This is a genomic window from Bradyrhizobium sp. Bra78 (genome assembly GCF_024519855.1).
Lineage (GTDB): Bacteria > Pseudomonadota > Alphaproteobacteria > Rhizobiales > Xanthobacteraceae > Bradyrhizobium > Bradyrhizobium japonicum_G.
This window is the reverse complement of record NZ_JALJRE010000001.1, coordinates 627895-650952: the sequence shown is the minus strand read 5'-3', so window position 1 is coordinate 650952 and position 23058 is coordinate 627895. Positions and strand designations below refer to the sequence as shown.

At 64.2% G+C, this 23058-nt stretch carries 23 protein-coding genes; 6 read left to right on the top strand and 17 right to left on the bottom strand.

Features of this window, described 5'->3' with window-relative positions:
* Nucleotides 1-10: 10 nt before the first annotated feature.
* Nucleotides 11-814 carry a DODA-type extradiol aromatic ring-opening family dioxygenase gene (locus OC450_RS03100; protein WP_211384636.1) on the bottom strand — a complete coding sequence of 268 codons (804 nt, stop codon included), beginning with the start codon at nucleotides 812-814 and terminating at the stop codon, nucleotides 11-13.
* Nucleotides 815-956: 142 nt separating this feature from the next.
* On the opposite strand from OC450_RS03100, the gene OC450_RS03095 reads away from it, so the two are divergent.
* Entirely contained in the window at nucleotides 957-1136 is a 180-nt protein-coding gene (locus OC450_RS03095; RefSeq protein WP_027519499.1) for a hypothetical protein, read from the top strand.
* A 17-nt stretch (nucleotides 1137-1153) separates the two neighbouring features.
* Here the strand turns inward: OC450_RS03095 and OC450_RS03090 are convergent, their stop codons facing one another.
* Nucleotides 1154-2611, bottom strand: coding sequence for a carboxylesterase/lipase family protein (locus OC450_RS03090; protein WP_262047149.1), 1458 nt, complete (start codon nucleotides 2609-2611; stop codon nucleotides 1154-1156).
* Between the two features lie 80 nt (nucleotides 2612-2691).
* On the bottom strand, nucleotides 2692-2940 hold the full coding sequence (locus tag OC450_RS03085; protein ID WP_306235253.1) for a hypothetical protein: 249 nt from the start codon (nucleotides 2938-2940) through the stop codon (nucleotides 2692-2694).
* A 191-nt stretch (nucleotides 2941-3131) separates the two neighbouring features.
* Between OC450_RS03085 and OC450_RS03080 the strand changes: the two genes are divergently transcribed.
* From OC450_RS03080 to OC450_RS03065, 4 genes are all read left to right on the top strand, one after another.
* Complete coding sequence (locus tag OC450_RS03080) at nucleotides 3132-5819, top strand: flavin-containing monooxygenase (protein WP_211384633.1); 2688 nt, start codon at nucleotides 3132-3134, stop codon at nucleotides 5817-5819.
* Nucleotides 5820-5951: 132 nt separating this feature from the next.
* Nucleotides 5952-6224, top strand: a complete 273-nt coding sequence (locus OC450_RS03075) for a hypothetical protein (protein WP_211384632.1) — start codon at nucleotides 5952-5954, stop codon at nucleotides 6222-6224.
* A gap of 111 nt (nucleotides 6225-6335) precedes the next feature.
* Nucleotides 6336-6641 carry a hypothetical protein gene (locus tag OC450_RS03070; RefSeq protein ID WP_256806096.1) on the top strand — a complete coding sequence of 102 codons (306 nt, stop codon included), beginning with the start codon at nucleotides 6336-6338 and terminating at the stop codon, nucleotides 6639-6641.
* Nucleotides 6642-6655: 14 nt separating this feature from the next.
* Nucleotides 6656-6937 (top strand): hypothetical protein, encoded by a 282-nt coding sequence (locus tag OC450_RS03065; RefSeq protein ID WP_256806095.1) that lies wholly within the window; start codon nucleotides 6656-6658, stop codon nucleotides 6935-6937.
* On the opposite strand, the gene OC450_RS03060 is transcribed toward OC450_RS03065, so the two are convergent.
* The 4 genes from OC450_RS03060 to OC450_RS03045 form a co-directional block, all read right to left on the bottom strand.
* A complete protein-coding gene (locus OC450_RS03060; RefSeq protein ID WP_262047148.1) occupies nucleotides 6912-7067 on the bottom strand; it encodes a hypothetical protein in 156 nt (51 codons plus the stop codon). The genes OC450_RS03065 and OC450_RS03060 overlap by 26 nt on opposite strands.
* A 102-nt stretch (nucleotides 7068-7169) precedes the next feature.
* A complete protein-coding gene (locus tag OC450_RS03055; protein ID WP_256806093.1) occupies nucleotides 7170-7694 on the bottom strand; it encodes a septal ring lytic transglycosylase RlpA family protein in 525 nt (174 codons plus the stop codon).
* Nucleotides 7695-7995: 301 nt separating this feature from the next.
* Nucleotides 7996-9648: an NAD-dependent malic enzyme gene (locus OC450_RS03050; protein ID WP_262047147.1), complete on the bottom strand. Its 1653-nt coding sequence runs from the start codon at nucleotides 9646-9648 to the stop codon at nucleotides 7996-7998.
* Between the two features lie 375 nt (nucleotides 9649-10023).
* The gene (locus OC450_RS03045; protein WP_262047146.1) at nucleotides 10024-12363 is read right to left on the bottom strand and encodes a mechanosensitive ion channel domain-containing protein; all 2340 of its coding nucleotides are present in this window, start codon (nucleotides 12361-12363) and stop codon (nucleotides 10024-10026) included.
* Between the two features lie 759 nt (nucleotides 12364-13122).
* Between OC450_RS03045 and OC450_RS03040 the strand changes: the two genes are divergently transcribed.
* Nucleotides 13123-14013 (top strand): MBL fold metallo-hydrolase, encoded by an 891-nt coding sequence (locus tag OC450_RS03040; protein WP_262047145.1) that lies wholly within the window; start codon nucleotides 13123-13125, stop codon nucleotides 14011-14013.
* A 194-nt stretch (nucleotides 14014-14207) separates the two neighbouring features.
* On the opposite strand, the gene OC450_RS03035 is transcribed toward OC450_RS03040, so the two are convergent.
* From OC450_RS03035 to OC450_RS02990, 10 genes are all read right to left on the bottom strand, one after another.
* The gene (locus OC450_RS03035; protein WP_211384625.1) at nucleotides 14208-15137 is read right to left on the bottom strand and encodes a polyphosphate kinase 2 family protein; all 930 of its coding nucleotides are present in this window, start codon (nucleotides 15135-15137) and stop codon (nucleotides 14208-14210) included.
* Nucleotides 15097-16116 (bottom strand): branched-chain amino acid ABC transporter permease, encoded by a 1020-nt coding sequence (locus tag OC450_RS03030; RefSeq protein ID WP_262047144.1) that lies wholly within the window; start codon nucleotides 16114-16116, stop codon nucleotides 15097-15099. Before OC450_RS03030 ends, OC450_RS03035 begins: the two co-directional genes overlap by 41 nt.
* Complete coding sequence (locus OC450_RS03025) at nucleotides 16113-16994, bottom strand: branched-chain amino acid ABC transporter permease (RefSeq protein ID WP_211384623.1); 882 nt, start codon at nucleotides 16992-16994, stop codon at nucleotides 16113-16115. Before OC450_RS03025 ends, OC450_RS03030 begins: the two co-directional genes overlap by 4 nt.
* A 13-nt stretch (nucleotides 16995-17007) precedes the next feature.
* Nucleotides 17008-17712, bottom strand: a complete 705-nt coding sequence (locus tag OC450_RS03020; protein WP_211384622.1) for an ABC transporter ATP-binding protein — start codon at nucleotides 17710-17712, stop codon at nucleotides 17008-17010.
* Entirely contained in the window at nucleotides 17712-18482 is a 771-nt protein-coding gene (locus tag OC450_RS03015; protein WP_211384621.1) for an ABC transporter ATP-binding protein, read from the bottom strand. The genes OC450_RS03020 and OC450_RS03015 overlap by 1 nt, the downstream gene beginning before the upstream one ends.
* Nucleotides 18483-18497: 15 nt before the next feature.
* Nucleotides 18498-19808, bottom strand: a complete 1311-nt coding sequence (locus OC450_RS03010) for an ABC transporter substrate-binding protein (protein ID WP_315986370.1) — start codon at nucleotides 19806-19808, stop codon at nucleotides 18498-18500.
* A 94-nt stretch (nucleotides 19809-19902) separates the two neighbouring features.
* Nucleotides 19903-20607 (bottom strand): NUDIX hydrolase, encoded by a 705-nt coding sequence (locus tag OC450_RS03005; protein WP_211384619.1) that lies wholly within the window; start codon nucleotides 20605-20607, stop codon nucleotides 19903-19905.
* Nucleotides 20608-20637: 30 nt separating this feature from the next.
* Nucleotides 20638-21663 (bottom strand): ABC transporter substrate-binding protein, encoded by a 1026-nt coding sequence (locus OC450_RS03000; protein WP_262047142.1) that lies wholly within the window; start codon nucleotides 21661-21663, stop codon nucleotides 20638-20640.
* Nucleotides 21664-21767: 104 nt separating this feature from the next.
* A complete protein-coding gene (locus OC450_RS02995) occupies nucleotides 21768-22538 on the bottom strand; it encodes an anti-sigma factor family protein (protein WP_211384617.1) in 771 nt (256 codons plus the stop codon).
* Entirely contained in the window at nucleotides 22535-23050 is a 516-nt protein-coding gene (locus tag OC450_RS02990; RefSeq protein ID WP_262047141.1) for a sigma-70 family RNA polymerase sigma factor, read from the bottom strand. The genes OC450_RS02995 and OC450_RS02990 overlap by 4 nt, the downstream gene beginning before the upstream one ends.
* Nucleotides 23051-23058 lie beyond the last annotated feature (8 nt).

Here is a 23058-nt window from a genome sequence, read left to right as displayed (position 1 = left end):
GCCGCGCGATTCAGGGCTGATTGCCGAACACATACGACGCCATCGCGACGTTTGCGACCTCGTCGACAAAAACGCGATGGCCGACGTCGCTGCCGGCCGCACCGGCGGCCACCATCAGCGGCAGCAGATGATCTTCGCGCGGATGGGCCAGACGCGCGCTCGGGGCGTTCTCCCAGTCAACCAGCATCGCGTTGCGGCGCGCCGCATCCTTGTGGCTGATCGCCTCGTTCAAATAGGCCTCGAAATCATACGAGACCGGCTTCGACTCTGCCCGCCCGAAGCCACGCATGTTGTGATAGGTGAGCCCGCTGCCGACGATCAAAATGCCTTCATCGCGCAGCGATGCGATCGCCTCTCCGGCCCTGACGTGCTCGGCCGCATCATAGGTCGATCTCAGCGACAGCAGCACGATCGGCATGTCGGCGTTCGGATACATCAGCCCGAGCGGCACGAAGGTGCCGTGATCGAAGCCCTGATTGGGATCCTCCCGGCAATCGAGGCCGGCGCGCGTGAGCAGCGCCTTCACCTCCGCGGCGAGCTCGGGCCGGCCCGGCGCCGGATATTTCAGGTGATAGGTATGCTCGGGGAAACCGTAATAGTCGTACACCATCGGCGGATGCGCCGAGGTCGACACGGTGAAGGCGTCGGCCTCCCAATGGCCGGTGATGACGAGCACCGCCTTGGGTTTCTCGGGCAGAAGCTGCGGCAACCGGCCGAACTCTTCGGCGGTCCTGGCATATTGCACCCGCCTGTCCTCCATGAAAGGCCAGGGGCCGCCGCCATGCGACAGGAAGAAGGTAGGAAACCGCGTCATTGGTGGAAGCTCATCTCGTTGGCCACATACGATCGGCCGCGAGCATAGGCAAACTCCTATGGTTAGCAAGACGTTAACGATTCACCGCACAAAATCGCCGGCGTGGCCGAAGGAATCGGCCTGAAGACAAGCGAGACGTAAGATGAAGAAGTTTGCGCTGGGGGACGTCGTCAACAGTGACAAGGGCCGCCGCGGCGTCGTTCGCGCCGCCTACAGGTCGAAGGAAGGCCAGCAGTTCTACGCCGTCGAGAAGGACGGTGCGATGGACTATCTCGAGGAAGACCGGCTGAGCCCGGCGCCGCGCGTCGAGCTCGCGGCTTAAGTCCAGCTCATCCAGCCCTAGCGCCCGAGCCGGTCGAGACGCTCCGTCCAGGGGTCGTCTCCGCTCGCAATCCGATCGTTCGTGATCAGCAGCAGGCGATCGCGGCCTGCCGCCACGTCCCAGCGTGGCAGGTCGGGGCCGTTGGGATCGCCGCTCCTGGCGAAGTTGATCCAGTAGGCGCGCATGCGGCTTGCGACCTCGCGATCACTTCGTGACAGGATCCCCGCACCGGGCACGCCTTCCACGCCGAAGATGAACTGCAACTCGCGCCCGTGACCGCCCTCGGGATTTGCGCGCCGCGCCTCCGGCACATAGGCGAAGCGATAGCGAAAGGTCGGCGCGCCGCTTGCCGCATGCAGGCGCGCCAATAGCCTCACCGGCTCCGAGAAGGCCTTGTCGGTGTAGAACCTCGCCGCGAGCTCCGAAGACCCGGCGAGGTCCGGATAGAGCTTGCGCAGCTCATCGCTGGTGGTGCCGGACGATGCAAGCTCCTCCTTGATTTCCAGCTCGCTGTCGAAATTCGTCTCGTCGTCGTTCGAGCCGATCATCAGGGGAATGCGGCTCTCATGTCCGGCCGCAAAGCCCGCGGCAGGATCCTCGATCACCAGGCTTCCATCGATCATCGGCGCGAAGCTGCGCGACGATTTTTCCAGCAGATGCCTTTCGGCGGCGAGCAGGCGTCGCGGCTCGGCCGCGCGCGGCTCCGCCTGCCGCCCAAGCGCCGCCACGAATTGCCGGCCCACGAGCTCCGCCTCCTGCGCCGAACGCAGTCGCATACGGCCGGGCACCGATTGCAGAATGGCTTTCTGGAAGAGATCGCGCGATTGCGCGGACAGCATCAGCAGCGCGATCGACGCCGCGCCGGCGCCGCTGCCGAACAGCGTGACGTTGCCCGGATCGCCGCCGAAGGCCGCGATGTTGTCGTGCACCCAATGCAGCGCCGCAATCTGGTCCATCAGACCGTAATTGCCCGAACCGCCTTCCGACAGATCGGGGTCAATGAGCCAGCCGAGCGCGCCGAGACGAAAATTCACGGTCACCACGATCAGGCCGGCCTGCGCGAGTTTCGCGCCGTCGAACAGCGGATCGTTCGCGGTGCCGGTGACGAAGGCGCCGCCATGGATGAACACCATCACCGGCAGCGGGCCGTCGACCCCGAAGGGACGGAACACGTTCAGCGTGAGGCAATCCTCGCGCGCGCCCGGCAGCGATGGCTGAAGGCAGGGCGCGCCGTACTCATAGGCGGTGTGCATCTCGGCGTTCTCGGCCGTGGCCTGCGGGGGACGCCAGCGCAGGGCGCCGACCGGCGGCGCTGCATAGGCCAGCCCCCTGAAGGACGCGACTTCGCCTTCGACGGCGCCGAGCATCTGTCCTTCACGCGTCAAAGCGAATGGAAACTGTCCGGCGGGCTGGGCCGCGGCCGGGCCGGTGCAAAGGAATGCGGAAGCCGCAGCAAGCGCGAGCAAGGACCGCATCTTGGTGGATCTCGATGCGCGGACGGGTTCGCCGTCAGGTTACGTCCGCGTCCCATGGGGAGGCAAGCGCCGCAGCGGCCCTAACCGTTCTTAGCGATGAGCTCCGCGAGCGCGCGCCGTGCAATGATGCCGAGCTCACCGAGCGTGGAGTGACCGGACTGTGCCGCCTCGATCAGGCGCTCGGCGATGAACCTGCGGCTGTCGTGATCGCCGCCATGCGGCAATTGGCGACACGTCTCCTCCAGGACGACGTCCATGTTCGCTTTGGTCCGTTCACTCAACTCTGTCATGACGCTCGGTCGGCACGCGTGGCTAGTATCCGCAAGCATACACAGAGGGATGTGGTCTGATGAGTCCGGGCTATCCCGGCGATTGTGCATCGCGATGCGTGTATCGCCGCAACCTTCGCGCGGCCACGGCTGACGCCACAAATGGCTACCGAAGATTGCACTTGTTCTGATGACAAGCCGAGCCTGCGGCGATAGCCTGCCGGCAAAACAAAATACACGGGAGGAATGCCATGCCTGACGCAATGGTTGCCGCACGTGAATCCAAGGCGGCGAGCGGAGCCCAACGGGTCGATGTTGCCGTGGTCGGTGCGGGATTTGCCGGCCTCTATCTTCTTCACCGGCTGCGCAAGGCCGGCTTCTCGGCGGTCACACTCGAAGAGGCCGGCGATGTCGGCGGCACCTGGTACTGGAACCGATATCCCGGCGCGCGCTGCGATATCCAGACCATCGACTACAGCTACACCTTCGATCCGGAACTCGATACGGCCTGGACCTGGTCGGAGAAATACGCGACCCAGCCCGAGATCCTGCGCTATCTCGGCTTCGTCGCGGACCGCTACGACCTGCGCCGCGACATCCGCTTCAGGACCAAGGTCACCGAAGCCAGATGGGACGAAGCGACCGAGCGCTGGCAGCTCACCACCGACAATGGCGCGCCGGTCTCCTGCCGCCACTACATCATGGCCACCGGCTGCCTTTCGGCGCCAAAGCCGCCGGAGATCGACGGCGTCAAGGATTTTGGCGGCAAGGTCTATTTCACCGGACGCTGGCCGCATGACGGCGTCGATCTCGCCGGCAAGCGCGTCGCGGTCATCGGCACGGGCTCGTCGGCCATCCAGTCGATCCCGCTGATCGCCGAGCAGGCGGCGCATCTGACCGTGTTCCAGCGCACGCCGAATTTCGCGCTGCCTGCGCATAACGGCCCCGCGCCGTCCGATCGCATGGACCTGTTCCAGAGCGACCGCGCGGCCTATCGCGAGCAGGCACGCCAGTCGATGGCCGGGGTGCCCTACCCGCAACAAACCGTCGTGAGCTGGCAACTGAGCGATGCCGAGCGTCGTGAGCGGTTCGAACGTGCCTGGGCAGCCGGGGACCTCGTCCACATCCTGACGCAGCTCTGGGCCGACCAGGCCGTCGATTTCGATGGCAACGCGCTAATCGGCGAGCTCATTCGCGAGAAAATCTCGGCGGCGGTGAAGGATCCGGAAACCGCGGCGGCGCTGATGCCGCACGATCATCCCTTCGGCGCCAAGCGGCCCTGCCTCGATACCAACTACTACGCCACCTACAACCGGCCGAACGTCACGCTGGTCAATCTGCGCGAGGAGCCGATCAAGGCGATCACCGCAAGCGGCATCACCACCGGCAAGCGCAACTTCGACGTCGACGTGATCGTGTTCGCGACCGGCTTCGACGCCATGACCGGCGCGATCCGCGCCGTGCATCCGATCACCGGGCGCGGCGGCAAGTCGCTCACTGATGTCTGGGCGCAGGGGCCGCAGACCTATCTCGGGCTCACCGTCGAGGGCTTCCCGAATTTCTTCATGATCACCGGGCCCGGCAGCCCGTCGGTGCTGTCGAACATGGCGGTGTCGATCGAGCAGCATGTCGATTGGGTCGTCGACCGGCTCGCAGCGCTGCGGGATGCCGGCTTCACCACGATCGAGCCGACCCAGACGGCGCAAGCCGGCTGGGGCCGGCACATGGCCGACTGTTCGATGGTGACGCTGCACCGGCTCGCCAACACCTGGTACACCGGCGCCAACGTGCCCGGCAAGGTGCAGGGCCTGATGCCCTATACCGGCGGCGTCGGTCCCTATCGCAGCATCTGCGACGAGGTCGTCGGCCGCGGCATGCTCGGCTTCAGGCTCGCCGGCCCCGACATCGCGGCGCAGTGCAACGACGGCGAGGTGGTGCGGCTGCAGCCGGATGTGCGGCTGGTGCTGAACCTGCTCGCGTCGCTCAACCTGCCGCCGATCGAGTCGATGGGCGCGCTAGGCGCCCGCGCCTTCGTCAACGAGTTCAACAAGGGCCGCCCCGCAGGGCGGCCGATCGGCGACATCGTCGACGGCACGCTGCCGGGCACCGACGGTCCGCTGCCCTATCGTGTCTACAAGCCCGCATCGCCCGGGCCGCATCCGGTCGTGGTCTATTTCCATGGCGGCGGCTGGGTGCTCGGCGACGAGCAGTCGGACGACCCGTTCTGCCGCGACATGGTGCGGCGAACCGGCATGATGTTCGTCAGCGTCGGCTATCGCCACGCGCCCGAGCATCGCTTCCCGGCCGCAGCCGAAGACGGCTATGCGGCAACGCGCTGGATCGCCGAGCACGCCGCCGAACTCGGCGGCAAGCCGGGCCCGGTGCTGGTCGCTGGCTGGAGCGCCGGCGGCAACATCGCCGCCGTCACCTGCCAGCTCGCACGCGATCGCGGCGGGCCTGAGATCGCCGGCCAGCTCCTGGTCTGTCCGGTGACTGACTGCAGCTTCGATCGTCCCTCATACAACGACAATGCGACCGGCTATTTCCTGACCGGTTCGCTGATGTACTGGTTCTGGGACCTCTACTGCTCACCGGCCGACCGCACCGATCCGCGCGTCTCGCCGCTGCGCGGCAAGGTCTCAGGGTTGCCGCCGGCCTTCGTCGTCACCTGCGAATTCGATCCTCTGCGCGACGAAGGCATCGCCTATGCCGAGGCGATGGCGGCCGCCGGCGTCCGGGTCGAGCAACTCAAGGCGCGCGGGCATTTCCACTCGTCCTTTGCGATGGTCGACGTGGTGATCACCGGCGTCTCGGGCCGGGTGCAGATGGCGGAAGCCTTGCGCCGCTTCGCCGGACTGCCGCCGGAGGTCGGCCGCGGCGACGAACACAGCCACGGTCACGGCAGCCCGGGGCACAGGATTGCGGCCGCCGCGAGCTGAGAATGGCAAGGTGGCCGGGAACCTTTTCCCGGCCGCCGCGTTGAAGCTCGCGTGGCATTGAGATGCAGCGACAGATGTAGGCCCCGGCACGCAAGTCCGCGTGCTGGGGTGTTTTTTGCGTGAGGCGGTGCGATGGGGGACGTTGCTGGGGTTTCAAAGGTCGATTTCGGCATGCTCGCGGCGCTGCATAAATGGCCGTCGCTTGCGAACCAGCGGCGGCCCGACAGAGATTCCTATCAGGTCAGCGAAGGCACGCTCGACGAATGCATCTCGGCCTTTATGGAGAAGCCGGCGGCCACCAGGCACCTCTACGAAATCCATACGGCGGCGCAGCCGCCCCTGGTCACGGATATCCTTTCGCCCGAGCACGTCATCGAGCTATCGCGGCTGAGGGAGTATCTCTGATTGCGTGCAGACACCGAAGCTGCACGCGTCCGACAAGCTTCTCACCAACGAAGGAACCTTCTTCCGGTTTTTCCCGTTAACGGGTCGAAAGCCAAGGCGAGGGTATCTGAGATGCTTGAAGCTGGCGTACCATCCCCGGTCGTGCCCTATGGCGCAGACCAGACCTTGTTCGTGGTGATCGATCGCCGCGACAAGGCGACTGAAATCCGCATCGAGCGAACCGACCTCGACGCCACGATCCGCGAACTCGTCGCCGGCTGCTTCAACGATCCCATCAAGGTCATCTCGTTCAACACGCTCGAGCACTGGATGAAGGATATCTCGACCGACGTCGCCGGCGAAATCCAGGCGCGCTGCGACATCGATGGCGTGACGCTGCCCGACTATCTCAGCGACTTCGTCGAGAACCACAGCTAACGACGCGCCGCGCGGTGATCGCCGTCAAATTGCAGGCAACAAAAAAGCGCCGCTTCCGCGGCGCTTTTCGTGTGGCAACGTCAGTGATGCCAGAACAATGCCAGCAGCAGAACGATCGGCAGCGGCACGCCAAGCAACCAAAGCAAAGCACCTCGTCCAAAACCCATGACTTCTTCCTCCTCATGCACCGTCCAGATGACGCAGGAGGCGAAAAGAAGTTCCGCGCCTCAAAGCGACGGGGAATGCGTCCGCTGCATGGTTTAGGAGGAGTTATGCGCGCCGATATTTCGCGGTGATGACCTCGATTTCGCGGCGGCGTTTGCCGGCGAAGCTCAGCAGCTTTTCGATCGTCAGCGTATCCGTGATCCGTTTGGCGAGCCGCTCGGCGCGTGCAGCCTGATCTTCGAGATACTGGATCGTGTTCAAGCGTCCGCCTCCCCAAAAGCCCCGAATTGTTCGGGCATCCATGGTGCTTGAGAAGCGGCTAACAGTCGGTTAAGCGGCAGCGTCCTGGTCGTTCAATCGCACCTATCGCACGACGTCGAGCCTGACATTGGTAATGCCCTTGTCCATCATGCCGAGCGCCTCGGCCGCGGAGGGAGAGATGTCGACCACGCGTCCGCGAACATAGGGCCCGCGATCGTTGACCCTGACGGTCACGAAGCGGCCGGAGGAGACGTCGGTGACGCGCAGCTTGGTGCCGAACGGCAGGCTGGGATGGGCCGCGGTCAATTCGTTCTTGTCGAACTTCTCGCCGCTCGCGGTCTCGGTATCCGAATAGAAGCTGGCAACGCCATGCGAGGCGGTTTGCTTTGCGTCTCCGGCACGGTCAGGCGCACGCGCCCGGCTGATCGGCCGCGGATGCAGCGCCGCGACCCTGTGGGGGCGCTCGACATTGGCCTGCCGGCTTGTGCCGGCGAGATCCGCCTTCTGGCGGCCGACCGGCGATTGCGCGCAGGCGGCGAGCGAGGCGGCGCCAAGGATGGCGAGCAGCAACCGGCCCGAGGTGACGAGGGAAATCCGGGTACTTTCGGCACGTGCAATGCGATACATGGTACGCCCTCCGAACGACCCGCAGTTTCGGTGGGCAATGAGGGCAGAACCTTGTCAGAACAAAAGCACGCCTGAGGCCGCGGCCATTTCGCGCCAGCTGTGACGATTCCACCACACTGGCCTGTCCTGAATCGAGACAGACTGGTGAAAAATCAACGTGATGCGGCGAGCCAAGCGCCCCAGGCTTGTATCTCCGGCATCCGGATTTCTTGGACCACGGGCAACGCGTGGATGGCCGAGACAAGCCCGGCCATGACGATGTGAGAGCGTTAGCCAAGCCGTTCCGGCTTCCCGCAACAGCTTAGTACTTCGGCTCGTACATCTGGGATTGGACCAGGCCCTTCACGTCGTTGGGCGCGGGTCCGTCCGAGAGCCCGCGCTGGAAGGCGACGTCTGCGACGGCGGCCGCGATGCGTACCGAGACCTCGCGAATACGAGGGAGCGCTGGATAGAGGCTGCCCTGCGCGAGGTCCTCCTTGCCGACGCAATCGGCAAGCGTATGGGCGGCGGCCATGAACATCTCGTCCGTCACCAGCCGCGAACGGCTGGCAATGACGCCGAGGCCGACACCGGGGAAGATGTAGGAGTTGTTGCCCTGGCGTGGCACGAAGGTGCGGCCGTTGAGCTTGACCGGGTCATACGGGCTGCCGCAGGCGAACAGTGCGCGGCCCTCGGTGTAGCGATAGGCATCCTCCGCCGAGCACTCGGCCTTCGAGGTCGGGTTGGAGAGCGCGAATACGATCGGCTGTTCGTTGAGTTCGGCCATCGTCTTGAGCACCTCGGGCGTGAAGGCGCCGCCGACTGCGGCAACGCCGATGATCGCCGTCGGCTTCAGTGTCTTGATCGCCGTGAGGAAGTCGGCGATCGGCGCCTGGTCGGAATGGGCATAGCGGAGCTTGTGACCGTGGAGGCCTTCGCGACTGCCGACGACGAGTCCGCGGGAATCCACCAGCCAGTTACGCCGGAGCGCTTCGGCTTCCGAGGCGCCCTCCGCCATCATGGCGGAGACCACGAGATCGGCGATGCCGGTCGCCGCCTCGCCCGCACCGAGGAACAGGATGCGCTGGTCCTTCAGCCTGCCGCCGTTGACGCGCAAGGCCGAGAACAGGCCGGCGAGCGCCACCGCCGCGGTGCCCTGGATGTCGTCGTTGAAGACGCAGGCCTCGTCGCGATATTTGTGCAGTAGCTTGAACGCCGAGTGATTGGCAAAATCCTCGAACTGGATCAGCACGCCCGGAAATGTCTTTCGCGCGGCGACCATGAATTCGTCGACGAAGCTGTCATAGGCCTCGCCGATGAGCCGCCGCTCGCGCAGGCCGAGATAATACGGATCGTTCAAAAGCTCTTCATTGTTGGTACCGACGTCGAGCACGATCGGCAGGCAATGCTCGGGATGCACGCCCGCGCACGCCGAGTAGAGCGAGAGCTTTCCGACCGGAATGCCCATGCCGTTGGCGCCGAGATCGCCGAGTCCCAAAATGCGCTCGCCGTCGGTGACGACGATCAGTTTTGCGGGGTTGGGCCAGTTCTTCAGGATTTCGGCGATCTGGCCGCGATCGCGCGAGGAGATGAACATGCCGCGCGGCCGCTGGTAGATCAGGCCAAACTTCTGGCAGGCGAGCCCGACCGTCGGCGTGTAGATGATCGGCTGGATCTCGTCGATATTGTCGACGACCACGCGGAAGAACAGCGCCTCGTTGCGGTCATGCAGTGCGTTCAGCGCGACGAATTTTTCCAGGTCTGTCGGCAGCATGCGCAGATTGGTCAGCACGCGCTCGACCTGGGTCTCCATCGTCAGCACGCAGGGCGGCAGCAAGCCGCGCAAGCCGAGCGCGTCGCGCTCCGCTTCCGTGAAGGCGGTGCCCTTGTTGAGCAAGGGGTCACGCAGCAGCGCCATGCCGTGCGCGGAGTCGGATGATGTCGAATGGGCGCTGACCCGAGCAGGTCTATTCACGAATTCCCCCAGGGAGTTTCTTATTGAACAGCCGACATTGTCGGCCACCGCTCACCTGAGATCAAGGACGTAGAATTCTAGGCATTGATTGTGATCTCGCACCGCAGCGAGAATGCCGCGCAGCATGAAAGGTTAACGTCGCAGCTCTCTCGCCTCATGGTGAGGAGCGCGGCACGCGCGTCTCGAACCATGAAGGCTCCCGATCTCGCCCGCGGCCATCCTTCGAGACGGCCCAGGATGAGGCAGGAATGCTCTTGGCGCCTCGAAACTACTCAGGCTTGATGTCGGCGGCTTTCACGATCGGCCACCCTTTCTCGGTGGGGCGGAGTGAACGATGCCGGTTCGACCGAGGCAAGCAGTAAGTTTTCCGAGCGACTATCCAGCCGCTCTTCGCTGCGTGAGGTTCACGGCGCCCTCGGCCGGCGGCGCGATGTGCATCAAGATGGTCTGGGTGGCGGACGCGACCTCGATGCCGTTCTGCTGGAAACGCTGCTTCATGCGGCGGTTGAATTCGCGCTGGACCGGCCAGCGGCCGGCCTCGGTGCAGCGTATCTGGCCGACGATCGACACCATGGCGCCATCGACCTTGTCGATGCCCCAAAGATCGAGGTCGCCGCGGATCAGGCTGCGGAATTCAGGCTCGCGGCGCATCTCGTCGACGATGTCCTTGAGGATCTGGCCGGCACGGTCGGTGTCCTCCTTGTAGGCGACGTTGACGCTGACCGAAGCATTGCCGGCGCCACGGCTGGCATTGGTGATGGTCGTGACCGCGCTGAACGGCACGATGTGCACGGCGCCGTCGCCTGCGCGGAGCCTGATCGTGCGGATCGAGACGTTCTCGACCACGCCGGAAAGTCCGGAGACGCTGACGTTGTCGCCGACCTGGACCGTGTTCTCCAGCAGCAGGAACAGCCCGGTGATGAGGTCCTGCACCAGCTTTTGCGAACCGAAGCCGATCGCGATGCCGACGATGCCGGCGCCCGCCAGCAGCGGCGCGACGTTGACCCCGATCTCGCTCAGCGCGGTCAGGCCGACGACGGTGGCTATCAGGCACAGAAGCGCCGTCCGCAGCATCGGCTGGAACGTGCGCAGGCGCGCGGCGCGGGCATAATGCCCGTCCCGCGACAGTGTATTGATCTGACGGTCCAGCAGCGCGTTGCTGGCTTCCCAGATCGCCGCGGCGATGAAGACGGCGATGCCGATGGTCGCCACCGCCGAGATCAGCCGGCTGCCGATCTGGCCGCCGTAGAACCAGACGATGGCATCGACGCCCCAGACCTCGAGCACCGCTACGAAACCAATGAAGGCGATGACACCTGAGACGATCTTCCGCAGCAGCGGCAAATAACGGTTGGCCCGGATCTCGAGGCCCGGAAAGCGCTGCAGGATCTCCGGCTTGATGCGAAAGCCGCGATCGATCAGGCTCAGCGTCACCATGATGGCGACGCGGGTGATCAGCACCACAGCGATAGTGCCGACGAAATATTGCAGCAGCAGCGAATAGCCGTTGCGGATATTGAGCGCCCAGACCGCCCACAGCGCGATGTCGAGCGCGATGGCGAGATAATGCCAACCGCCGGCGATACGATTGCGCATCCGGGCCGCGATGCCTTGCCGGTCGGCGGGCGCACGGATGGCTTCGGCGACCTGACGGCGGCATTGCAGGATGATGACGACGACGAAGAGGTGCACGACCAGCATCACCATGCGCAGCAGCGCCGCATAGCCGGCGCGATGCAGCCCGAGCAACAGCGCCACATTGGCAAAGGCGATGCCTGAGACACCGACGCCGACGATGCGGCGCGCCCAGATCTCGATATAGGCCGCGGTCTCGGCACGGACCGGAAACAGGCCGTAGGGGCCCGCCAGTGCGCGGACGACACAGATGAGCCCGCGCGAGAACGCATAGGCATTCACGACCGCGAGGATGACGAGACGGACGGTGGCGGGGTCGCCGATCTCCGTTCCGAGCAGCGTGGTCGCCACGCCCACGAAGATGACGACAGGAAGCAACTCCAGCAATAGGCGTCCGAGTACGAAGGGCAGCCGCAGCAGCAATTGCCACGCGCGCGCCAGGCTGACGCGGCGCCGGTGCTGCTCGGGCTGGGCGGCGACGCCGGACGCGGACGATGGAGGGTCGCCGGCGGCCAGCGGCTGTGCCGGTACGTGCACGGTCTGCGGCACGCGCGATTCGAGGAATATGACCGGGCGCCGGATCAGCCGGAAGATCACCCATTCCGCCGCGAGGGCGCAACCGAGCACCAGCGCGAGCTTCCAGGCGATCTCGATCAGGAGATTGTAGGCTGTTGGATCGTTCGCGGTCCGCACGATCCAGTAGTAGAACGCCGGGAAATGCGTGAGCGTACGGGCAACGTCGGCGACCTGGCGCGAGATATCTCCGATCTCCTCGGACACGGTGAGCAGGAGCTGCGCCCCGAGGCCGTCGGCCGAGAGCGGGATCGCAGATTTCTGCTCGGGCGCGGGCGGTGCAGGCTGCTGTGGACCGGATGCATTCGCGATCACGCGCAGCGTGTCGATCATCTGCGCGCGCTTCTTGTCGTCCTGGAGCGTCTCCAGTGCGCGCCTGGCATCATCCGGCGACAGCGCGGCAGCGTTGCTGGTCGCTGGCACAGCTGGCTCGGCGTGGGCTCCGGCGAGAGATGCGACGGCGAGGAAGAGAGCGGCAAGAAGCGCGGGGGCAAGCTTATGCGACACGAGGATTCCCTGGAAAAAATAGATGCGTCCCGGCGGAATCGGAGCGGTCACCGCCGAAACGCATGCGTCATGTCGGATGGTCGTTATTCGCCCGCGTCCTGTGTCGGAAGTTTGCCGATGGGGCGACAATCTCTTGGCATTTGCTGCAACGCAGGATCGGGAAGGCGGCTCGGCAAAGACGCGCGCGCCATGGAATCCGGTGCACGCAAAACCTCTCTCGTCATTCCGGGAATCGGACCCGGAATGACGGTGAGGAGGAGGAGAGAAAGCAGGCTATCAGGACATTCGCGCAGGTGGCCTCGTCAAGGCATCCAACACGATGAGCGGGCTGTAAAAGCACAGCGCCGGGCAGGTAGGGGCCATGCCACACTGATGCAGCCCTCTAGACCTTGACCCGGCGTGCCGTTCGCGGTTTGCGCCGCTATGCGATAGTCCGAACGAGCTCCATCGCACTTAACGCGGCTGGATTTGCGGAGGTGGTGTCATAGACCTCCCCTTGCTCTTGAGGTGGACGTTGCGCGTCGCGTATTCGCGACCATCTGCATGGTCCTCCTGCGACACAAAACTGTCAAGCAGGATCAAAGGCCCAAGCCATCACAATTGAACGTGGCAGTTCCGCGAGCGGCAGCGCAACGCATCATGACCTGTCGGTTTGGACGGCCTGCGACCCGATGTAGCGGAATAAAGTCTTCCCGGCAGCGTTAGTGATGATGAGGATCTCCACCTCTCCTGCCCTCCGTCATTTCCAGAAAGCCTGAGATGAAGATATCGATTTGCCTCATTGCGCTTGCCGCGCTCGTTGCCGGAATTGGATCGGCCGCCGCGCAAAACCCGCCGCAGACCTCGACCAAAAAGGTCGACGGCACCGAGAACGTCTACGTCTTCCGCTATGGCGGCCACCAGTCGATGTTCGTGGTGACGCCGAAGGGCGTGATTGCGACCGACCCGATCTCGTATTTGCGGCCGGCAAAACCCTATATCGACGCGATCAAGGCGGTCACCGACAAGCCGATCAAATACGTCATCTACAGCCATCACCACTACGACCACATCGCCGGCGGCCAGTCGTTCAAGGATCTCGGCGCCACGTTCATCGCGCACCGGCGGACCAAAGAGCGTCTGCTCGAGTTGAAAAAGCAGAAATCCCTGCTCGCCGACGTCGTGATGCCGGATGAGGTGGTGGACGACAAGAAGACCATCACGCTCGGCGGTACCACGCTGGAGCTGGACTATGTCGGCCGCAACCATTCCGACAATTCGCTGGTGATGCGGCTGCCGAAGGAGAAGATCGTCTTCGTCGTCGACTTCGCGCCGATCGAGTCCGTCCAGTTCCGCAACATTCCCGACAACGCCTCGCCGCTGGAATACATCGCCTCGCTGAAGAAGCTGGCCTCGCTCGACTGGGAGCGGATGATCCCCGGTCACCCCTATGCCGGCGGACGCTTCGGCACCAAGAAGGATATCGAGGACGATATTGCCTACATGGAGGACCTCTCCGCCGAGGTGAAGAAGGCAGCTGATGCCGGCAAATGCTTCGACACCGCGATGAAGGAAGTGAAGCTGCCGAAATACGAGAAATGGGGGAACTACGAAGCGGGCCTTCCCGCCAACGTCGAGCGCTTCTGCTACTGGTGGGGCCGCGGGTATTGAGGGGGGCACAGGGGCGATGATGACATCATGCCCCTGTTTTGCCCGACGCGTCAAACAGATTTCGTAAAATCCGCATCCATTCGGGTGGGCGGTCAAGCCATTGATTTCGCTGGCACCGGCTACTGTGCATGGGGTTGTTTTCGAACTTTTCGTCGGGGGCCGGCGAGTACGCGGGTTTTGCCGCTTGCCGGCGATCACCTTGCTCGCTTCTTGCTCTCCTTCTCCTCCTTCTGAAGCGCCTCGCGCACCGCTTCGAACTCCGCAGCCGAGGCCTTGTCGGCGCGGGGAAAGCGCAAGTCCAGCTTTTCGAGCGCGGCATTGATCACCGATCCGATCACGACCCGTGCGAACCATTTGTGATCGGCCGGCACGACGTACCACGGCGCATGGGGCGTGGCCGTGTGGCGGACGATGTCCTGATAGACCGCCTGGTAGCGCGGCCACAGTGCGCGCTCCTTGATATCGCCCATTGAGAACTTCCACTGCTTGGCCGGATCTTCCAGCCGGTCGAGGAAGCGCTCGCGCTGCTCCTCTTTGGAGACGTTGAGGAAGAACTTCAACACCAGTGTGCCGTTGCGGTAGAGGTAGCGCTCGAAAGCCGAGATGTCCTCGAACCGCTCTTTCCAGATGTTCTTGGTGACGAGCTTTTGCGGCAGCTTCTCCTTGGCGAGGATCTCCGGGTGCACGCGTGTCACCAGGCATTCCTCGTAATGGGAACGGTTGAAGATGCCGATATGCCCGCGCGCGGGCAGCGCGACCGCGTGACGCCAGAGGAAATCGTGGTCCAGCTCGTTGGTGCTCGGGGCCTTGAAGGCATGGACCTCGCAGCCCTGCGGATTGATGCCCTCGAAGATCGCCTTGATCGCAGAATCCTTGCCGCCGGCGTCCATGGCCTGGAACACGATCAGCAGCGACCAGCGGTCCTGGGCGTAGAGCCTCTCCTGAAACTCGATCAGCCGCTTCTTGTTGGCGTCGAGAATGTCCTGCGCCGTCTCCTTGTCGAGGTCGTCCCTCTCGTTGGTCTTGTGGTCCTTGAGATGAAACTTGCCCGACCCATCATAGCGAAACGGCGTGATGTAGCGGTCAAGTTCCTGGGCGAGCGATTTGGACGGCTTCTTGCTCATGAGCGCGGGGCACCTTGCGTTGCGGCTTCAATCGGTCGAGCACGCTACCAAGGATACCCTTGGGAAGGAATATGATGAAAAGGACCAGCAGCACGCCGTAGACGAGATTGTCCCAGCCGACCGCTTTGGTGCCGAAGCCGATACGCAGGGTCTCGGCCAGCAAAATTGTGATGACGGCGCCGAAGGTCGGGCCGAGCGAGACGAACAGGCCGCCGACGATGGCCGCGAACACCATCTGGAGCGAGACCGCGATGCCGCTGACGGTGTCGGGCGTGATGAACATCTGGTACTGGCAGTAGAGCGCACCGGCCAGCGCCGTCATCAAGGCGCTGAGCAGCGTGATCTTCAGCTTTTCCGCGGTGACGTCGACGCCGACCGCGGCCGCGGCGTCCTCGTCTTCCGAGATCGCCTCCAGCGCATAACGTGCCATGCTGCGGTCGACCCAGTGCCAGACCACGATGCCGAAGAGCCAGACCCCGAGCGCGATCAAGTACCAGGTGATCTTGTCGTCGAATTGCAGCGCCAGGAGCTTGTTGCCCGAGGCGCGGTTCGGCGTATAGCCGAGCGAGCCACCGGTATAGTCGCGCGTCGCGGTGATGACCTGGAGCACGATGCCGGAGAGCGCCAGCGTCACCAGCACGAAATAATGCCCGGTGATGCGGAAGCGGAAGCAGGGATAGCCGACGATCAGCGCCAGCGCGCCGGCCGCGACCATGCCGATGGGAATGCCGATCCAGGGCGACCAGCCGAGATGATTCCACAAGAGCGCGGTGACATAGGCGCCGATCCCCATGAAGCCGCCGTGGCCGAGCGAGACGAGGCCAAACCGCCCCATCATCGACCACGATGTATAGGCGAACGACCAGATCAGGATCAGCACCAGGATGTGCAGATGATAGGGATCGCGATAGACGAAGGGCAGCGCGATCAGCGCCGCCAGCCCGACCGCCCAGGCTGCAAGGCGCCCCTGCCCCATCATCGGCGCCTCGCAAGCAGGCCCGCGGGCCGGATGAACATCATGACGATGAAGAAGGCGAAGGCGAGCACGTAGCCCCATTCGAGATCGGAGAACAGGCCGCCGAGCGAGATGATCTCGGCGAACACGAAGGCGGCGATGAAGCCGCCGATGAAATTGCCGAGCCCGCCGAGCACGCAGATCAGGAAGGTGATGGGTCCGAAGGAGAGACCGACGAAGGGATGCACGTCATATTGCAGCACCAGCAGACAGGCGGCGAGCCCGGCCAGCGCGCCGCCGAGTGCAGAGGTGATCAGGTAGATCTTCTTCGTATCGACGCCCATCAGCGCCATGATCTGCCGGTCCTGCGAAATGGCGCGGATCGCGGTGCCGGTGAAGGTCCGCGTCATGAACAGGTAGACCGCGACCATGCCGACCAGTGCGGCCAGGAACGACAGCAGCCGTGCGTAGCTGAAATTCATGTCGCCGAAAGCGAGCACCGGCAGGCGGATGCCGAGATTGCGGAAGTCGATGCCGAAGGCAACGGTGGCAAAGCTCTGGAGTACGAACAGCACACCGCCCGTTGCAAGCAGCTGGTTGATCGGCGGGGCCGTGAGCAGCGGCGCAATCACGAGGTAGTGCAGCGCGGCGCCGAGCATCGCAACCAGCAGAATCGTGAGCGGCGCGGCGACGAAATAGCTGACGCCGTAATACTGCACCAGGAAATACATCGCGTACATGCCGATCATCACCAGCTCGGCGTAGCAGATCCAGGTCACGTCGATGACGCCGAAGATCAGATTGAGCCCAAGCGCGAGCAGCGCCAGCACGCCGCCGAGCAGGATGCCGTTGATCACGGCTTCCAGCAGGTAGATGTCGAAAATGTCCAGAAAAGCTTGCATGCCCGCATGAACCTCACACCCCGAGATACGCTTCCTTGACCGTGTCGCTTGCCAGCATCTCCGCCGACGTGCCGGACGATCTGATCGTGCCCGCCTCGATCAGATAGGCGCGATCGACCACTTTCAGCACCTGCTGCACGTTCTGCTCGACGATCAGCACCGTCAGCCCGCTGGCCCGGATCCGCTTCACCAGCTCGAACACCTGCTGCACCACGACCGGCGCGAGTCCCGCCGAGGGCTCGTCGAGCAGCAGCAGCTTCGGCTTGGACATCAGCGCGCGGCCGATCGCGCACATCTGCTGCTCGCCGCCGGACATGGTGCCGGCCATTTGGTGGCGGCGCTCCTTCAGGCGCGGAAACAGGTCGAACACGACGTCCAGCCGCTCGGCATAATGGCCGCGCGCCTCCTTCATGAAGGCGCCCATCTTGAGATTGTCGTCGACCGAGAGCTGCGGAAACAGCCGCCGGTTCTCGGGCACATGCGCAATGCCGAGGCTGACGATCTTGTGCGGCGGTGTCGCCACGACATCGACCCCCTCCATCCTGATCGACCCGCGCGAGGGACGGATCAGGCCGGAGATGACGCGCATCAAGGTGGTCTTGCCGGCGCCGTTCGGGCCGATGACGCCGACGGCCTCGCCGGCTTTGACGTCGAGATTGACGTCGAACAGCGCCTGGAACGTGCCATAGCCGGCATTGACGCCGCGGAGCTCCAGCATCACTGCCCTCCCGCGCGGCGGCGCGCTGCGGCGGCCGCGGCCTGCGTGGTCTCGGCGTCGGTGCCGAGATAGACCTCGATCACGCGCGGATCGCCGGCAACCGCGCTCGGCAGTCCCTCCGATATCTTCTCGCCGTGATCGAGCACCATGACGCGGTCGACCACGCGCATCAGCACGCCCATGATGTGCTCGACCCAGATGATGGTGATGCCGAGTTCATCGCGGATGTTGCGCAGCATATCGGCCGCCTGCCCCATCTCGGCTTCGTCGAGACCGCCGAGGCTCTCATCGGCAAGCAATAGTTTCGGCGCCGTGGCGAGCGCTTTCGCCAGCTCGAGCTTCTTCAGGCCGGCCGCGCCGAGGCCATCGACGCTGGCATGGCGATCGGTCGGCAGGCCGACCATGGCGAGCGACCGCTCGGCCGCCTCCTCCGCCCTGGCACGGCTGTGGCGGCCCTGGCCGTAGAAGCCGGCCAGCGCGACGTTCTCGAAGATGGTCAGGCGGCGGAATGGCCGCGGAATCTGGAAAGTGCGGCCGATGCCGCTGTTGATGATCCGGTGCGGCGCGAGGCCCGCGATCTCGGAACCGCCGAACAGGATCGAACCCGAGGTCGGCGCCAGCGTGCCGGAGAGCATGTTGAAGATCGTGCTCTTGCCCGAGCCGTTGGGGCCGATCAGGCCGAGGATCTCGCCCTGATCGACTTTGAACGACACGTTGTTGACGGCGGTGAAGCCACCAAAGCGCTTCACCAGCCCGCTGACTTCCAGCACCGTCCCGCTCCGCCGCTACTGGTTGCTGTAGGTGGTGCCCTTCGGCAGCGGCAGCACAGCCTCGCGCTGCGCCTGGCTCTTGGGCCACACCACGGAGGATTTATCGTCGATATACTGGATCACGACCGGGAATGAGCGCTCGTTCTGCCCCGCCATCGGCGTGCCCTCGCCGTAGAACTTGACGCCGAAGCCGAGCATAGTGCCGCCCTCGGGGATATCGGTATCGAGCGCGGCCTTGCGCAAGGCGTCTGGATCGCCCCCGCCATATTTCTTGATCGCGCGCGGCAGCACGTCGGCCAGGAAGACATACGTGTTGGACGCACCGATGCCGACATGGGCGGAACGGATGGCGACGCCGGGCCGGATCTTGTCGAACTCCTCACCGACCATCTTGATGACGGGCGGAAGCTTCGGATCCATGGTCTTCTGGTTGGCGAGCCAGATCGAGATCGGATCGGTGTTGAAGATGTAGGTGGCGTCGGCTCCCATGCCCTCCTTCAGCTTCTCATAGACGCCGTAACCCGCACCGTGCCCCATCAGCGCGCCGAACTTCAGGCCCTGCTCCCGGGCCTGGCGCAGCAACAGCGTGATATCGGGGTTATAGCCGGTGTGAAAAATGACGTCGGGCTTGGCGCGCTTCAGCTTGGTCACCAGCGCCGAGAGATCAGGCGCGGTGGCCGAATAGCCCTCCTTCATCACGACGTTGAAGCCCGCCTTCTTCGCGCCGGCCTCGTTGCCCCTGGACACGTCGACGCCATAGGCGCCGTCCTCGTGGATGATGGCAACGCGAAGGTCCTTCGGTTCCTTGCCGAACTTCGCTTTGGCGTTCTGCGCGATGAAATCCATCGTCATCATGCCGAACTGGTCGCCGCTCGCCTGCGGGCGGAACACGTATTTGTAGCCCTTCTCGTTGAACACGGCCGACGAGATGCAAGTCGTCATCCACATGAACTTCTTGAGCTGCTCGACGCGCGCGGCCACCGGCACGCATTGCGCCGAGGAGAAGAAGCCGAGCACCATGTCGACCTTCTCCTGCTCGAGCAGGCGGACGGATTCGTTGATGGCGACGTCGGGCTTGCTCTGCGCATCGGCGTAAACCGCCTCGATCTTGTAGCCCTCGACGCCGGTCCTGGCGAAATGGTCGAGGATGATTTTTGCGCCGATGTAACCGAGCTCAGACCCGCCGCCGGCGAGAGGTCCGGTCAAATCGAAAACGACGCCGATCTTGATCTTCTTCTCCTGGGCCTGGGCGGACATCGCCAAGCCCGTCGCTGATATCGCGACCAACAGCCCACGTACCAAGCGGGCAGCCATGCGCAGGCGCATCAAAACCTCCCTGGACCATTGTGCATTGCATTCTTTTTGCTTTTGCTTTTTTCCCATCACATGGGTTGAGCGAAGCGATGTCAAGTCTCGCGCATCAGCGCGAAGCAAACTGCTGCTCGACGAAGGCCGTGACAAATCGCGGCATGGACGGCGTGAGATCGCTCATCCCGCGCACGAGATGAATGGCCGACAGCTCCGGCTCGGCCTCACGCGCGAGATTGGCTTCAATTTGCGCACGCGCTACATCGCTCGGCATATCCAGGTTGAGAACCTGAATCATTGCAATCGCTCGGCCACTGACGACGCAATGCCAATCCGGCTCGGCCTGGTAGTCGGCCGCCGTCAGGCCGGTCTCCTCGCCGAGTTCGCGGACGACACTGCCGGGGATGTCGAGCGCTCCGTCCCTGACGTCGTCGAGATCAGGCGTACCCGAGGGAAAATAGATGCGGCCCGCATTGGCGGTGTGGGGCGCCATCTCGCCCATGACAAAGGCGCCGTCGGAAGTCCGCAATGCTCCCATGCCAAAACCGTTGAACACGGCGGTGTCAGGGAAGCCCCAGTCGCGCCAGGCGAGGAAGCTGGCAAAATCGGTCTCGAAATAGGTCGCGGCGAGATGGCCGTCCGTGAACACGGCGTCGCGCCCGAGCAGGACGCGTCCGTTCCAGAGTTTCGGCCGCTCGCGCTGATTCTCGGCAAAGTGCGCCGCGATCTCGGCGCGCCGCTCCTCGGCGAACGGCCAGATCATCGGCCGCACGGCGAGATCAAGCGTCGTGACGCGATGAATGACCGGGGATGTCATGACGGGCCGGTTACCACGCCTTCGCGTCAGCTATTTGGCGCTCCCCGTGGTCTTCTTCGCTTGTTCGACGTACTTGTTGGTGAAGGTCTTGCTGACATCGATCTTGGCGTTGGCCACTTCGGGAGAACCGACGCTGAACACCGCGAGCACGGCGTCGGCGCCCTTCGGGTCCATCTTGCCGGTTTCGGAGAACATCGGGATCGTGTTCTTCAGCGCCGCGAGATAGAGGTCCTTGTTCTTGCCGACCGTCTCCTCCGGCATCTTCGCCATGATCTCCTCGGGCGAATGCGAGTGAATCCAGGCGAGCGTTGCGAGGATCGCGTTGGTGAGCGCCTGCGTCTCCTTCTCATGGCCGGCGACCCATGCAGCCGTCGAATACAGCGCGCCGCCGGGATATTCCCCGCCGAACGTCTCGAGCGTATCCTTCTGGGTACGGGTATCGCTGAGGATGCGCAGATCCTTGTGGCTGCCCTGGAGCACGGTCACGGACGGATCGAGCATCACCGCCGCGTCGATCTGCCCTTGCTCCATTGCGGCAACAGCGGTGGCGCCGAGGCCGACGCCGATCACGGCGGTGCCGGCCGGATCGAGGCCGTTCTTCTTCAGCATATACTTCAGGAAGAAGTCGGTGGAGGAACCCGGTGCGCTGACGCCGACCTTCTTGCCGGCGAGATCCTTGACCGACTTGATTTCGTTGGTGTGCGACGGCGAGACCACCAGCACGAGGCCGGGATAGCGGTCATAGACCACGAAAGCCTGAAGCTCCTGCTTCTTGGCCGCCAGGTTGACGCAATGGTCGAAATAGCCGGAGACCACGTCGGCGCTGCCGCCGAGCACGGCCTTGAGCGCGTCCGAGCCGCCCTTGAGGTCCACGAGCTCGACGCTGAGGCCGGCCTTGTCGTATTCGCCGAGTTGCTTGGCCAGCACCGTCGGCAGATAGCACAGGCAGGAGCCGCCGCCGACTGCGATGGTTACCTTGCTTTGCGCCACGGCAAGACCGGTGGTGAGCATCAGCGCGAGCAACGCGCCGGCGAGCCTGGCAATCGTGTTCTTCATTGGTTTCCTCCGTTCGGCTGGCGGCACCATAGAGCAGCACCAGCCGCTTGAGAAGCGCCGAACAAGGCTCTGGCCTTCAGCCTTTCGGCGCGACGGGCGGAGAGCTAAATCGGGCGCGCCTGCTTCCGGATCTCATTCGCGATCGGCTTGAGGGTCTCCCCCGGAAGCTGCCCGACGAGCGTGTAACCCATGCCGCCGTCGGCCCACACGAAACCCGCGACATCGCCGGTCGATTGCGGCATCATCGGCGTGTCCAGATTGCGGTTGCTCATCGGGCGCGTCAGCACAACGAGGCGGTCGCCGTGATCATCATCATACATGAACATCGCGGCCGGGCCGTGCGACGTCGCAACCAGGCGCCCACCCATCAGCCTGTAGCCTGAGACAGAGAGGTCCGGCACCTTCACCGGCTGCTTCAACCGGTTCGAGACCCATTGCGTGAGTTCCGCACTTTCGGACGCCCTTATCTCGACCGGCCGCACGCGATCCGGTGCGTAGACGCCATAGGAGTAGGCGGCCTCTTGTGCCAGCGCAGACAGTCCGTTCGAGCCCTCCTGCAACACGCTGCGCATGGTCCACCCGCCGAGACCACCGATGCCCAGGAGCAACATCGCAGCGACGGCCCACCACGCCCGCTGAGGCGGCTTCCGGCGCTCGATGATGCGTGACAGGTTCAGCTCGGCCGGCAACGGCTCGTCGGCGATCGACGCAAGCGCACCGCGCAAATGCTCACGCTGGGTCGCGAAGGCCGCAACGCGCGCGGCGACATCCGGATGATCGTCCAGATAGGAGGCGACCTCCGCGCGACGCTCGGGCTCGAGCGCCTGGTCCACATAGGCGTGGAGATCATCCTCGGTGATCGGCCGCTGGTTCATTTCACACTCCGCAAAGCCACGACATTTCCAGCCGCAACGCCATCCATCTCCTGCTGCAGCCTTTCCCGCGCACGCGACAGCCGCGACATCACGGTCCCGATCGGGATGTTCAGCACCACCGCGGCATCCGCATAGGAGAGATCCTCGACTGCGACCAGCAACAACACGGCCCGCTGCTCCTCCGGGAGTTTCGCAAGCTTGCCCAGGACGTCCTGATAGATCAGCCTGTGCTCCTGTTCCGCCGCGCTGACAAGTTCCCGCTCGCCATCGTCGATCGGCATATGCCTGCCCCGCGCTGTCGCCTGGCGAAACTGAGTGACCGCCAGGTTGTGAAGGATGGTGAACAGCCAGGCGCGCACGCTGCCGTCGCGCCGCTGGTGCCAGCGGCTGACGGCACGCTCCAGGCAATCCTGAACCAGATCGTCGGCCGCCGCGCGTTCGCGCATGAGCGCGCGCGCATAGCGGCGGAGCGCGGGGATCAGCGGCTCGACCTGAACCAGCATATCCTTCATGAAGCGCT

What these genes read in the sequence shown, in the direction of transcription:
- OC450_RS03005 (WP_211384619.1), bottom strand. Translation starts at nt 20,607, where the DNA reads ATGACATCCCCGGTCATTCATCGCGTCACGACGCTTGATCTCGCCGTG.
- OC450_RS03030 (WP_262047144.1), bottom strand. Translation starts at nt 16,116, where the DNA reads ATGATGGGGCAGGGGCGCCTTGCAGCCTGGGCGGTCGGGCTGGCGGCG.
- OC450_RS03080 (WP_211384633.1), top strand. Translation starts at nt 3,132, where the DNA reads ATGCCTGACGCAATGGTTGCCGCACGTGAATCCAAGGCGGCGAGCGGA.
- OC450_RS03075 (WP_211384632.1), top strand. Translation starts at nt 5,952, where the DNA reads ATGGGGGACGTTGCTGGGGTTTCAAAGGTCGATTTCGGCATGCTCGCG.
- OC450_RS03100 (WP_211384636.1), bottom strand. Translation starts at nt 814, where the DNA reads ATGACGCGGTTTCCTACCTTCTTCCTGTCGCATGGCGGCGGCCCCTGG.
- OC450_RS02990 (WP_262047141.1), bottom strand. Translation starts at nt 23,050, where the DNA reads ATGAAGGATATGCTGGTTCAGGTCGAGCCGCTGATCCCCGCGCTCCGC.
- OC450_RS03070 (WP_256806096.1), top strand. Translation starts at nt 6,336, where the DNA reads ATGCTTGAAGCTGGCGTACCATCCCCGGTCGTGCCCTATGGCGCAGAC.
- OC450_RS02995 (WP_211384617.1), bottom strand. Translation starts at nt 22,538, where the DNA reads ATGAACCAGCGGCCGATCACCGAGGATGATCTCCACGCCTATGTGGAC.
- OC450_RS03000 (WP_262047142.1), bottom strand. Translation starts at nt 21,663, where the DNA reads ATGAAGAACACGATTGCCAGGCTCGCCGGCGCGTTGCTCGCGCTGATG.
- OC450_RS03040 (WP_262047145.1), top strand. Translation starts at nt 13,123, where the DNA reads ATGAAGATATCGATTTGCCTCATTGCGCTTGCCGCGCTCGTTGCCGGA.
- OC450_RS03010 (WP_315986370.1), bottom strand. Translation starts at nt 19,808, where the DNA reads ATGCGCCTGCGCATGGCTGCCCGCTTGGTACGTGGGCTGTTGGTCGCG.
- OC450_RS03025 (WP_211384623.1), bottom strand. Translation starts at nt 16,994, where the DNA reads ATGCAAGCTTTTCTGGACATTTTCGACATCTACCTGCTGGAAGCCGTG.
- OC450_RS03085 (WP_306235253.1), bottom strand. Translation starts at nt 2,940, where the DNA reads ATGCTTGCGGATACTAGCCACGCGTGCCGACCGAGCGTCATGACAGAG.
- OC450_RS03020 (WP_211384622.1), bottom strand. Translation starts at nt 17,712, where the DNA reads ATGCTGGAGCTCCGCGGCGTCAATGCCGGCTATGGCACGTTCCAGGCG.
- OC450_RS03095 (WP_027519499.1), top strand. Translation starts at nt 957, where the DNA reads ATGAAGAAGTTTGCGCTGGGGGACGTCGTCAACAGTGACAAGGGCCGC.
- OC450_RS03055 (WP_256806093.1), bottom strand. Translation starts at nt 7,694, where the DNA reads ATGTATCGCATTGCACGTGCCGAAAGTACCCGGATTTCCCTCGTCACC.
- OC450_RS03090 (WP_262047149.1), bottom strand. Translation starts at nt 2,611, where the DNA reads ATGCGGTCCTTGCTCGCGCTTGCTGCGGCTTCCGCATTCCTTTGCACC.
- OC450_RS03035 (WP_211384625.1), bottom strand. Translation starts at nt 15,137, where the DNA reads ATGAGCAAGAAGCCGTCCAAATCGCTCGCCCAGGAACTTGACCGCTAC.